Here is an 11567-nt window from a genome sequence, read left to right on the forward strand (position 1 = left end):
GTCCGAGGCCCCCGGAAGGCCCACCCGGCGTGTGGTGGGAGCGGGACCGGCCGATCCTCGACTCATGGCATCGATCATCGTCCTGTTCGAGCTGGAGCAGGACGAGGCCCTCGGCCCGGACGGCGTGGAGCCGGTGGTGCTCGCGGTGCACGCCGCGGGCGCCGACCCCGACGCGCCCGAGGACCCGCTGGAACGCACGCTGTGCGGTCTCGACACCGACGAGATGGAGCACTCCCACTACCGCGCCATGCGCCCCGGCGATCCCTGGTACCCGCTCCCGCTCGCGGACCGGCGCTGCCGCGCCTGCGAGGCGGCGCTCCGGGCGCTGTGAGCGGTCGGCCGCGGGCCCGCCCGGGCGGTGCGGGTGGAGCGGGTGGAACAGGCGGAGCGGGCGGAGCGGACGGAGCGGACGCGCCGGGCGGGACGGGTGGGGCGGGTGGGGACTTCGACACCGCCGCGGACGGCCTCTACGGCCTGGCGCCCTCCGCCTTCACCCGGGCCAGGGACCAGGCCGCGGCCGACGCCCGGCGCGCCGGGGACCGCGCCCTCGCCGCCCGGATCAAGGGCCTGCACCGGCCGACGGTCGCCGCGTACGCCCTCAACCGGTTGGCGCGCGATCACGCTGCGGAGCTCGGCGCGTACCTCGACCTGGGCCGGGACCTGCGGCGGGCGCAGGCCGAGTTGGCCGGGCCCAGCCTTCGGGAGCTGTCCGCCCGACGCCACCGGGTGGTCACGGCGCTGACCTCCCGGGCCCGCGAAGCGGCCGCCGCCGGCGGCGTCGACCTGGCCGAGGGGCAGCTGCGGGAGATCGAGGAGAGCCTGCGGGCGGCCTCCGCCGACGAGGGCGCGGCGGCCGCACTGGCCGCCGGCCGGCTCACCACCGGCATCCGGCAGACCTCGGGCCTGCCCGCGCTGCCGGACGTCGCCGTGGCCCCGGAGCCGGGGCCGGAGCCGCAGCCGGAGCAGCAGCGCGGGCGAACGACCCGGCCCCGGCCGGCGCGGGAGGCGCGTGCGGAGGAACCGGACCGGTCGGCAGCCGACCAGGAGGCCCGCCGCCGTGCCCGGGCCGAAGCCGCCCGGGCCGAAGCCGCACAGGCTGAAGCCGCACAGGCCCGAGCCGCCCGGGCCGAGGCCGAGCAGGAGCACCGGGCGGCCGTGCGGGACCATGACCGGCTGACGCGCCGGGCGGAGCAGCTCGCCGCCGACCGCGAGCGGGCCGACCACCGCGTCGAGAAGGTGCGGGCCGAACTCCGGCAGGCGCAGCAGCGCAGCGAGGCCGCGGCCGCCGCACTCGCCCGGTGCGAGGCCGAGCGGGACACCGCCGCCACCCGGGTCGCCGACACGGCCCGGCGGCTACGGGAAGCGGAGGACAGGGTGGCGGCCGCGGACGGTGCCACCGGCGGCGGCCGGATGGACGGATCCTGACGCGGTCGGGCCGGTCTCAGCTGTCCGCCCGATCGTCCGCTCTCCGGGCCCGGCGGCGGACGACCACCCGCTCGACGGCGGTGCCGAGCGCGAGGAGCGCGAACAGGAGCGCGGCCGCGGCGCAGTACACGGTCGTCTCCGTGTCGTCGCTGCCCACGCCGGCGAGGACCGCGAGCACCACCGCCGTGAGCGCGAACAGCCCGGCGAACGACGTGGCCGCGAATCGCCGGGCCGGGGGATCACCTTCGTTCGGCATGCCGACTCCCTCGTTCTCCGGGCCGCTTCCGGTCCCCCCGGCAGGTGCGCCTGACCGATCCTCCGGGGACGAAACACCGGCTCCGCTGAGCCTGCCCACCGCGCCCGGCCTCCTCGCGCCCCGGCGGGCGGGTGCCGGTGCTCAGGGCAGCGGGTGGGGGGAATTCCCGCCCGGACCGCGCTTGTTACTGATGCACCATCACATTTCTCGAAAAAAGGCCGCAGCGTCCGGCTGTCGTTTTTTGAATAACGATTGACTCCGGGGGCTATCCGGAATTCCCTCCCGGGTCCTACGCTGCGGCGCGTGTCGATATTCCGAAGGCTCCGCGCTTCCGGGCCGCGTCTGCGGCCGGAGCTGGACGACGTCCAACTCGGCCGCGTGCGGCGGCAATTGCAGTCCACCGGGCGGCTGGGGGTGGACGACGTCCAGATCGACCAGGTGGAGCGGCTGCTCCAGGAGGCCGGTGCCGACTGGGACCGCCGCGGGCACCGGTTCGCCGTGCTCGCCGAGGCGGCCGCGCCGTCCGCGTTCGCCCGGTCCTGGCGGCGGCGCCGCCAGCGCAGCACCGACGCGCTGGTCTTCGACGCCTGGGTCGAGCTGGTCCGGGGCCGGCAGGCCGGGCGCATGGAGGACGCCCGGGCCGCCGCCGACCAGTGCTACCGGGCCGCCGACGCCGAGCCGGCCGACCCCGGACCCTGGGTGGTGCTGCTCGCGATGCTGCGCCTGATCCGGGCCGAGTCGCGCGAGGTGTTCGCCGTCTGGTCGGAGGTGGCCGCGCGGGACCCGTGGAACCGCGAGGCCTGCCTGCAGATGCTGCGGTACCTGTCGCCGGAGGAGTGCGGCTCGCGCAGCGGCCAGCTGGACTTCGTCGACTCGCTCCGGGCCTCGATGCCACCGGCCGCGCCGGTCGTGGGGGTCGAGCTGACCGCCCTGGTCGACGAGTACGCCCGGACGACGGCCAAGGGCGGCGTCGAGGGACTGATGGCCCGCCGCCAGTGGACGCACGTCCGGGCCACCGGGGCGCTGGACGCGGCCCTGAACGTCTGGCCGCGCCAGGGCCGCCTGCGCCACGCGGCGGCGCTGGCCGACCTCAACCTGCTCGCCTACGCCCTCGTCCAGGCCGGTCGGGTCCGCGAGGCCGGCGAGACCTTCCAGGCGATCGGCGACACCGTCACCGCCTGGCCGTGGTCGCTCGACGGCGACCCGCTCCAGCGGTTCGCGTACTGGCAGGCCAAGGGCCTGGCCTGAGGCGCGCCGCCACCCGGCCTCCAGCGCCGCCACCCGGCCTCCAGCGCCGCGACGAGCTGGGCAGGCCGTCGGCGGCCACGGCGAGGGCCAGGTGGTCGTGGTAGTCCCGGCTGTGCACGATGAGCCCGTCGCGGACCCGCAGCACCTGGATGTTGGCGGCCTCGACGGTGCGCCCGGTGCCCCGGTTGAGCACCCGGTAGTCGTACTCGGCGACGATCACCTCGGGGTCGTCGGTCTCCCGGACGACCACGTTCCGCGCCCGCAGCTCCAGCGGCGAGTGGGTGCCGATCTGCTCGAACCGCTCAGCGAGCACGGCCCGCCTTTCGAACCGGCGCGGCCCGACCGGACCGGGGACCGGTTCGCCGCCCGCACCGGTTTCGACCCGCGCACCTCGGCCGGTTCCTACCTCTGGTTCCGGATCACCCCGCGCCGGATCCAGGCCTGGCGGGAGGCGGACGAGCTGCGCGGGCGGGAGCTGATGCGCGACGGCCGCTGGCTGGTGTGATCCGGGCGCCGCCCGGGCCCGTCCAGGTCCGGCCCCTCCCGGCTCCGGCCTCGGGGGGACTGCGCCGCTGCCCCGCCCCGGCGCCGTCGGCACCGGGGCGGGGCAGCGGGAGCCGGGCGGCCGCGCTACCGCGCCGCGGCCCGGCCGGCGGCCGCCACCGGACCGTCCTGGTCCCGGCCGGGGAGGGCCCGCAGGATCGCCTCGACGCTCTGCTTGGCGTCGCCGAAGAGCATGCTGGTGTTGTCCCGGAAGAACAGCGGGTTCTGCACCCCCGCGTAACCCGAGGCCATCGAGCGCTTGAAGACGATCACCTGCTCGGCCTCCCACACCCGCAGGACCGGCATCCCGGCGATGGGGCTGCCCGGGTCCTCGGTGGCGGCCGGGTTGACGGTGTCGTTGGCGCCGATGACGAGGACGACCGAGGTCGCGGCGAAGTCGTCGTTGATCTCGTCCATCTCCAGGACGATGTCGTACGGGACCTTCGCCTCGGCCAGCAGGACGTTCATGTGCCCCGGCAGGCGCCCGGCGACGGGGTGCACGCCGAAGCGGACCTCGACCCCGCGCTCGCGCAGCCGGTGGGTCAGCTCCGCCACCGGGTGCTGGGCCTGGGCCACGGCCATGCCGTAGCCGGGGGTGATGACCACCGACCGGGCCTGGTCGAGCAGCGCCGCGACCTCCTCGGCGCGGATCTCGCGGTGCTCGCCGTGCTCCTCGCTCCCGGCCGTCGGGGCCTCGATGCCGAAGCCGCCGGCGATGACGGACAGGAAGGACCGGTTCATGGCCTTGCACATGATGTACGAGAGGTAGGCGCCGGAGGAACCGACCAGCGCCCCCGTGACGATGAGCAGGTTGTTGTCGAGCAGGAACCCGGAGGCGGCCGCGGCCCAGCCGGAGTAGCTGTTCAGCATGGAGACGACCACGGGCATGTCGCCGCCGCCGATCGAGGCGACCAGGTGCCAGCCCAGGGCGAGCGCCAGGACGGTGACCGCGACCATCAGGGCCGGCCCCGGGCTGGCGGTGAACCAGATCGTCAGGCCGACGAACGCGGCCAGCGCCCCCAGGTTGAGCGCGTTCTTGCCGGGCAGCGTCAGCGGGCGCGAGGCGATCCGGGCGGACAGCTTCAGGAAGGCCACGACGGAGCCGGTGAAGGTGACCGCGCCGATGAAGACGCCGATGAAGACCTCGGCGTGGTGGATGCCCAGCAGGTCTCCGGCGATCGTGGTCTGCGCGGACCCGTGGGACTCGACCTCCAGGTAGCTGTTCCAGCCGACCAGGACGGCGGCGAGGCCGACGAAGCTGTGCAGGACGGCGATCAGCTCGGGCATCTGGGTCATCTCGACCCGCCGTGCCCGCCACAGCCCGGCCGCACCGCCGAGCGCCATCGCGACGACGATCAGCGCGACCGCGCCGGCGGTGATGCTCTGCGCCGCCACCACGACGGTGGCGACCAGGGCGAGGGCCATGCCGGCGATGCCGTAGACGACACCGGCGCGTGAGGTCCGGTGCTGGGAGAGCCCGGCGAGGCTGAGGATGAACAGCAGTGCGGCGACCAGGTCCGCGGCGTGCGAGGCCGTCGTGGAAGTCATCGGGCTCAGCGCCTTTCGGGGGAGGTCGAGAACATCGACAGCATGCGGCGGGTGACGGCGAAACCGCCGAAGATGTTCACGCTCGTCAGCAGGACCGCGACGAAGGACAGCACGGTGACGACGCGGCTCTCGTGGCCGATCTGCAACAGGGCGCCGATCACCACGATCCCGGAGATCGCGTTGGTCACCGACATCAGCGGGGTGTGCAGGGCGTGGTGCACCTTGCCGATGACGTAGTAGCCGATGACCACGGCGAGCGCGAACACCGTCAGGTTCTGGGCGAGTTGGGCGGGCGCGAAGGCGGTCAGCAGGAAGGCGGCGAGCATGCCCGCGCCGATCAGCCCGAAGCGCGCCGCCGGGGTGAGCCGCGACCGCTTCGGTTCCGCGGGCGCGGGCGCGGCGACGGCGGGCTGCGCGGCCGGGGCGGCCGACACGGCCACGGGCGGCGGCGGCCAGGTGATCTCGCCCTCGCGGACGACCGTCACGGCCCGCTGGACCACGTCGTCGAAGTCGAGCACGAGCTGCCCGTCCCGGTCGGGCGTCAGCAGCTTCAACAGGTTCACCAGGTTGGTGCCGAACAGCTGGGAGGCCTGCGCGGGCAGCCGGGCCGGGAGGTCGGTGTAGCCGATGATGGTGACGCCGTTGTCGGTGACCACCGTGCGGCCCGCCACCGTGCCCTCGACGTTCCCGCCCTGCGCGGCGGCCATGTCGACGATGACGCTGCCGGGCCGCATCGCCGCCACGTCCTCGGCGGTGACCAGCCGCGGGGCGGGCCGGCCGGGGATCAGCGCGGTCGTGATGATGATGTCCACGTCCTCGGCCTGCTCGTGGTAGAGCGCGGCGGCGGCTCGGTCGTACTCGGCGGAGGTCGCCTTGGCGTATCCGTCGGTGCTCGCCTCCTGGACGACCTCCACGGCCAGGTACTCGCCGCCCAACGACCTCACCTGGTCGGCCACTTCGGGCCTCGGGTCGGTCGCCCGGACGATCGCGCCCAGGCTGGAGGCCGCGCCGATGGCGGCGAGCCCGGCGACGCCGGCTCCCGCGACCAGGACCTTCGCCGGCGGCACCTTGCCCGCGGCGGTGACCTGGCCGGTGAAGAACCGCCCGAACACGTGGGCCGCCTCGATCACCGCACGGTAGCCGGCGATGTTCGCCATCGAGCTGAGCACGTCCATCGACTGCGCCCGCGAGATCCGCGGGACGGCGTCCAGCGCGAGCGCGGTGACGCCGTGGGCGGCCAGCGCCTTGAGCAGTTCGGGGCGCTGCGCGGGGGAGAGCAGGCCGATCAGGGTGGTGCCCTCGCGCAGCCGGGCGATCTCGGCGTCCGTCGGGGCGTTGATCTTCAGGACCACGTCCGCGGTCCAGGCGTCGCCGATGCGGGCGCCGGCGTCGGCGTAGGCCGCGTCGGTGAAGCCGGAGGCGGCACCGGCCTGCGGCTCGACGACGACGTCGTAGCCGAGGCCGAGCAACTGCTGCACCGTCGTCGGTGTCGCCGCGACGCGGGCGTCCCCGCTGGCCGACTCGGCGACCACGCCGATGCACCGGGGTGGGGATTGGGTCGGGACAAGTGCAGACATGTCTGGTGTCTCTCTCGTCGAAAGCGCTGCTGACCGGGGGTTCACGGCCGGGAGCGGATCCCGGCCGTTGGTCGAAGGAACCTACTCCTACCCAGTCTGCGAACCGATGGCGCGAACCAGTGACAAGCCTCACTCACCCTCGTGGGCGAGGGCCGGAAGCCGCCGGGCACGGCCGCAGGTCGGGCGGAACCGGAAGCCCGGGCGGAACCGGAAGCCCGGGCCGGAGCGGAAGGGGCGGCCGAAGCGGAAGCCCCGGCGGAAGCGGAAGGCCCCGGCCGCCCCGGGGAGGGGGCGGCCGGGGCCGTGGAGCGCCGGCGGACGGGTGTCAGCTCAGCTGGGTCGGGACCGGGCGGTCCTTGCCGATCGAGCGCACGCCGCCCGGGGTGAGGGCCTCGGCGAACAGCTGGACGTCCGCGACCCGGCCGGCGGTGTACTCGCCGTAGAAGCCCTGGTACTTGCGGCGGCCGATCTGCACCGGGCCGGTGGCGTTCCACACCGTGCCCGTGTAGTCGGCGGCGGCCGCGGTCTCGTCGTTGACGTACAGCTTCAGCTGCTGGCTGTCCGCGTCGAAGACGCCCACCAGGTGGTACCAGGTGTTGGTCTTCGGGCTGAGCGGCCCGGTGGTGGGCCCGTAGGCGCTGGTGAACGCGCCGGCGGTGTCGTCGGCGTGCCCGTGGCCGAACGCGAAGGCGTGGGCGCCGCTGGAGTAGTACAGCTGGAGGCCGTTGCCGGTGGTGCCGGACTGCGAGACGAAACTCGAGTTGTTCGTCAGGCTGGTCAGCCTGACCCAGGCCGACACGGTGTAGCTGCGACTGGTGTCGACCGCGGGGCCCGGGGTGTCGGCGAACGCGGTGGTGCCGTTGAGGGCGAGCGCGCTGCCGCGGTCCGGGTCGGCGACGACGGCGGCGGTGCCGTAGAGGGTCAGGGCGCCGTCGGTGCGGACGCTGTCCTCGGTGCTGTCCAGCTTCCACCAGGCGGTCGGCCGGTGGACGTGCCCGATGGACACCGGAGCGGCGAACTGGGCGAGGCCGCCGACCGCCGCGGCGCCCGGGAACTCGACCAGCCGGCCGGAGCCGCTGCCCGCGTACAGCGCCGGGAAGCCGGTGCCCTGGACGTCCCCGGGCGAGGCGACGGTCGGGAAGTCCTTTCCGCCCACACCGAGCGGGAGCACCGTCTGGGCGGCGGGCAGCACGTTGCCGCTGGTGGCGGCCCACTTCTGGTCCGCGATGTTCAGGCAGTCGTAGATGATCACCTGGGTGCGCGGGGTGCGGTTGCTCGCCGGGTCGGCCAGGCAGCGGCCGGACTGCGGGTTCTTCAGGGTGCCCGGGTACGGGCCGGGGACCCACTGCTGGGCGCCGGTGTTGTTGCACTGGTAGAGCTGCACCGCAGTGTTGTTGTCGGTGCCGCCCTTCACCACGTCGAGGCACTTGCCCATGACGTGCACGGTGCTGTCGGCGCCCAGGGTGAACGTCTGGGCGTCGGTGCCGTTGCAGGTGTACATCTGCGCCGGGGTGCCGTTGGCGGTCCGTGCGTGGTCGATGTCCAGGCAGAGGTTCTTGTTCGCGGTGTCCAGGACGCCGGAGACCAGCGCGGCGCCGGTCGGAGCGGCGATCCGGGTGGTCGGGACGCCGCCGGCGAAGGCCAGCGGGAAGCTGCTGACGGCGCCGGTGGTGTCGTTGCGCGCCCACAGCGTCGGCACGCCGTTCACGGTGCCGGGCGCCAGCAGGGTGACGTCCGACCAGTCGCCGGTACCGATCCGCACGCCGGCCCCGAGGTTGCAGCCGGCCTGGAAGGTGCCCGGGAAGTACCAGAGTTCACCCTTGTCGACGGTGATCAGGTCGGGGGCGTCGGCGAAGCCGGCGAGCTTGCCGGGAGCCAGGATCTGGCTGACGTTGTTCCAGGTGCCGTCCGAGCCCTTCGCCGGGCAGCTGCCGGAGTTGCGGATCGGCACGACGTTCTGGGTCAGGGTGAAGTGGCCGCTGGTGCCGCCGGGAGTGATGGCGTCGTTGGGGTAGAGGTACAGCTCGTGGGTGGCCTTGTCGTAGGCGAACAGGTCGTCCACGTTGGTGCCGGTGGCCGTGCCGCGGTGCGCGACCAGGTAGTTGTTCCAGCCGGTGCCGTCCGGGCTCTGCGCCTTGGTGGAGACGGTGACGGGCGGGGCGGCCGGGTCGGCGTTGCCGCGCACCAGGACGAGGTCCCCGCCGGTGGTGGGGGCGACGAGGTCGGGCACGGCGTCGCCGTCGAGGTCGCCGGCGGCCACCTTGGCGTTCGGGTTCCAGGGGGCGAAGAAGCTGTACTGCCCCACCGTGCCCTGGGTGTTGCCGGCGTTGTCGACGGCCCGGACGAACAGGGTGTGGGCGCCCCACTGGGCGGCGCTGAGGACGATCGGGATGTCGGCGGTGGCGTTGCCGCCGCCGGCCTGGACGGCGTCCACCTTGGCGGCGCCGTTGGCCGGGATGTTGACGTCCAGCGCGTACTCGAAGCGGTCGATGCCGCTGCTGACGCAGGAGCCGCGGGTGCAGCCGGTCGGCGTCGGGTCGTTGGCGCTGACGGCGACCTTGACGCCGGTGTCGCCGGCGTGGCCGGTCGGGGCGTGGTCGCTGCCGAGCGGCGGGAACACCGGCGACTCGGTGAAGGTCGGCACGCTCGGCGCGCTGAGGTCCACCTTGAAGTAGCAGTTCGGGGACCAGCCGCTCATCAGGGTGTCGTCGTCGGCCCGCACGTGCCAGCCGTACTGGTGGCCGTCCGCGACCTTGAAGCCGATGTTCTGGCGGGTGGTGCCGCCGTCGCTGACCCAGCCGCTGACGGGGGAGCCCTTCCCGGTGGAGTTGCCGGCCGAGTCGGCGATCTTGGTGTCCCACACCTCGTACCGGGCGCGCAGGTTGACGCCGCTCATGTCGGTGTCGAGGTGCGCGTTCAGGGTGATGTCGGAGGCGTCGCCGGCCAGACCGGACTGACCGATCCAGCCGGGATCGGCGCCGTCGCAGCCGTTGCTCGAGGGCGAGACGGCGGCGGGGGTGGTGCCCAGCTTGTCCGGCACCCGGGGCGCGATGTCGAAGACCGTCGTCAGGTACGGGTTGTTGGCGAAACGGACGAAGTCGTTGTTGCCGGACGACTTGGACTCGTTCCCGAACAGCCCGAAGGTCCAGCTGTCCTTCTCGCCGGCCAGCTTCTTGATCTGCCCGGTGACCTCCCAGTTGGCGTCGTGGTCGCCGCAGTGCTGGGAGGGGTTGGAGCTCTTCACCTTCTGGGTGCCGCCGATGTAGCCGTCACCGGTCACGTCCGGCTGGTTGTTCCACGTGGTGGAACCGCTGATCCCGGTGACCGTCGCCAGCTTGACGTCGGTCTCGTTGTCGCAGTCGAAGGAGGCGCCGTACGTCGAGGTGAGGTGGATCGTCGACTTGGAGATCACCATGGCCTTGGTGAGGTTGCCGATGTTGATCTCGAAGTAGGCGCGGTTGAGGCCGTAGCAGTCCTTCCAGTGCTGGTAGCCGACGCCCTCGCCGTTGTCCTGGGCGTCGTCGTACGCGCTCTGCGACGGGCAGCCCTCCTTCACCGTGATGAAGTGGCTCTTCTTGCTGGTGATCGGGCTGGTGTACGGGTCGATGTACACCGGCCACACCGTGGCCGGGTCGGTGAGCAGGCCGGCGTCCGGGACGAGCGTGAGCGCCCCGGGCGAGCTGGTCACCGCGATCGGCCGCACCTGGGCGGCGGTGCCGGGCTGCTCGGCGGTGGAGGCCGTGGCCGGCTGAGCGGTGGGGGTGGCGGTCGGGGTCGGGGCCGCGGGGGCGGTCGCGCCGTCCGCGCCCTCGGCGGCCGGGGCCGCGGCCACCTTCGGCGCTGCGGCCGACTTCGGTGCGGCGGCCCGCAGCGCGGCGTTCTGCGGTGCGGCGTTCTGCGGTGCGGTGCTCGGGGCGCTGCCGGAGGCCGTGCGGGTGGAGTCCCACATCAGCGGAGCGGGGGAGCGGAAGACGGCCGTGCCGTCGGCGGTGGTCGCGGCGACCCGTCCGTCGGCGTCCGCGTTCAGCGTCAGGCCGTCGCTGGTGGTGGCCGTCAGGCGGAGCGCGGCGAGCGCCGGGTTCGCGGCGGCCTTCGCGTCGTGGACGACCAGCACCTCGTGGAAGCCGCCCTGGTCGGTGCTGGTGACCTTGAGGTCGACGCCGGGCAGCACCCCGTCGTACTGCGCGGTGCTGCCGCTGACCTGCGGTGCGGGCAGGGGGAACGGCAGGGTGTACGAGAGCCGGTGGCCCTCGGCGTCGGTGAGGGTGGCCAGCGGACCGGTGCCGCCGCCGGACAGGGCCAGTCCGGAGGGCGTCGCCTTCGGCGAGAGGCTGCCGTCCGCGTTGCGGACCAGCGCCGCGTCCACCGCCGCCCAGCCGTCGCCCCGGCGGACCCGGGCGGGCTGGAGGTGGCTGGTGACGCTGAAGGTGCCGTCGGCGTTGGCGACGGTCTCGTCGGTCTCGGTGGTGAGCCCGTCGACGGTGACCGGCTTCCCGGTGCGGACGGCCTCGGCCTTCGCGGCCGCCAGCGGCGAGGCCGCGGCGCTGCCCGCCGCGGCTCCGGCGCCGGCCGGCACGTCGTCCGCCAGTGCCGGGCCGACGGTGCCGAGCAGCAGCCCGGTGACCACCGCCGACACCGCCAGGCGGCGTGTCGGTATTCGGGCCGGATGACTCCGGGCGCGGGTGCGCTCCCCCATGTGTCGTCGTCCTTTCGAGGACCGGAAGCGGCGACCGCGCGCGCCGCTGTGGTTCTTCTCACAGAACGCTGCGTCGCACGGGCCGCCGTGTGTCGGAATTGCGGTCGTTCCGTCCGTCTCCGACCACTTGGTGAACGACTTGGCGAACCTGTGTGGCGGATGAGGAAGGTGTGACCGCTGGGGAAGGGTATTGCTGACCCTTTGTCATGGCAATACGGTTCCAGCCGGGCCGAGGACGGCCCGTCAGCTGACGTGACCTCAACGGATGTCACCG

At 73.8% G+C, this 11567-nt stretch carries 8 protein-coding genes and 1 pseudogene; 4 read left to right on the forward strand and 5 right to left on the reverse strand.

Annotated elements, in window-relative coordinates; translation table 11 throughout:
* Positions 1 to 64 precede the first annotated feature (64 nt).
* Both ACGF07_RS20790 and ACGF07_RS20795 read left to right on the forward strand, forming a co-directional pair.
* Complete coding sequence (locus tag ACGF07_RS20790) at positions 65 to 331, forward strand: hypothetical protein (RefSeq protein WP_392900906.1); 267 nt, start codon at positions 65 to 67, stop codon at positions 329 to 331.
* The gene (locus ACGF07_RS20795) at positions 328 to 1425 is read left to right on the forward strand and encodes a hypothetical protein (protein ID WP_392900909.1); all 1098 of its coding nucleotides are present in this window, start codon (positions 328 to 330) and stop codon (positions 1423 to 1425) included. The genes ACGF07_RS20790 and ACGF07_RS20795 overlap by 4 nt, the downstream gene beginning before the upstream one ends.
* A 16-nt stretch (positions 1426 to 1441) precedes the next feature.
* Here ACGF07_RS20795 and ACGF07_RS20800 read toward each other — a convergent pair whose 3' ends face one another.
* Positions 1442 to 1681, reverse strand: coding sequence for a hypothetical protein (locus ACGF07_RS20800; RefSeq protein ID WP_392900912.1), 240 nt, complete (start codon positions 1679 to 1681; stop codon positions 1442 to 1444).
* Positions 1682 to 1984: 303 nt separating this feature from the next.
* Here ACGF07_RS20800 and ACGF07_RS20805 point away from each other — a divergent pair, with 303 nt between their 5' ends.
* Positions 1985 to 2929: a hypothetical protein gene (locus ACGF07_RS20805; protein ID WP_392900915.1), complete on the forward strand. Its 945-nt coding sequence runs from the start codon at positions 1985 to 1987 to the stop codon at positions 2927 to 2929.
* Here the strand turns inward: ACGF07_RS20805 and ACGF07_RS20810 are convergent.
* Positions 2853 to 3242: a nuclear transport factor 2 family protein gene (locus tag ACGF07_RS20810; protein WP_392900918.1), complete on the reverse strand. Its 390-nt coding sequence runs from the start codon at positions 3240 to 3242 to the stop codon at positions 2853 to 2855. The two genes, ACGF07_RS20805 and ACGF07_RS20810, sit on opposite strands and share 77 nt — an antisense overlap.
* An 18-nt stretch (positions 3243 to 3260) precedes the next feature.
* Here ACGF07_RS20810 and ACGF07_RS20815 point away from each other — a divergent pair.
* A pseudogene (locus tag ACGF07_RS20815) lies at positions 3261 to 3434 on the forward strand (pyridoxamine 5'-phosphate oxidase family protein); the annotation flags it as partial.
* A 125-nt stretch (positions 3435 to 3559) separates the two neighbouring features.
* Here the strand turns inward: ACGF07_RS20815 and pntB are convergent.
* The 3 genes from pntB to ACGF07_RS20830 form a co-directional block, all read right to left on the reverse strand.
* Entirely contained in the window at positions 3560 to 5020 is a 1461-nt protein-coding gene (gene pntB, locus ACGF07_RS20820) for a Re/Si-specific NAD(P)(+) transhydrogenase subunit beta (RefSeq protein ID WP_392900921.1), read from the reverse strand.
* A 5-nt stretch (positions 5021 to 5025) separates the two neighbouring features.
* On the reverse strand, positions 5026 to 6597 hold the full coding sequence (locus ACGF07_RS20825) for a Re/Si-specific NAD(P)(+) transhydrogenase subunit alpha (RefSeq protein ID WP_392900924.1): 1572 nt from the start codon (positions 6595 to 6597) through the stop codon (positions 5026 to 5028).
* Positions 6598 to 6922: 325 nt separating this feature from the next.
* Complete coding sequence (locus tag ACGF07_RS20830) at positions 6923 to 11293, reverse strand: ricin-type beta-trefoil lectin domain protein (RefSeq protein WP_392900927.1); 4371 nt, start codon at positions 11291 to 11293, stop codon at positions 6923 to 6925.
* Positions 11294 to 11567: the final 274 nt, after the last annotated feature.

It is taken from the genome of Kitasatospora sp. NPDC048194 (assembly GCF_043202455.1).
Lineage (GTDB): Bacteria > Actinomycetota > Actinomycetes > Streptomycetales > Streptomycetaceae > Kitasatospora.

Excerpts from the sequence above, each read along its gene's own strand:
- ACGF07_RS20830 (WP_392900927.1), bottom strand. The coding sequence starts at position 11,293 with ATGGGGGAGCGCACCCGCGCCCGGAGTCATCCGGCCCGAATACCGACA.
- ACGF07_RS20800 (WP_392900912.1), bottom strand. The coding sequence starts at position 1,681 with ATGCCGAACGAAGGTGATCCCCCGGCCCGGCGATTCGCGGCCACGTCG.
- ACGF07_RS20790 (WP_392900906.1), top strand. The coding sequence starts at position 65 with ATGGCATCGATCATCGTCCTGTTCGAGCTGGAGCAGGACGAGGCCCTC.
- ACGF07_RS20825 (WP_392900924.1), bottom strand. The coding sequence starts at position 6,597 with ATGTCTGCACTTGTCCCGACCCAATCCCCACCCCGGTGCATCGGCGTG.
- pntB (WP_392900921.1), bottom strand. The coding sequence starts at position 5,020 with ATGACTTCCACGACGGCCTCGCACGCCGCGGACCTGGTCGCCGCACTG.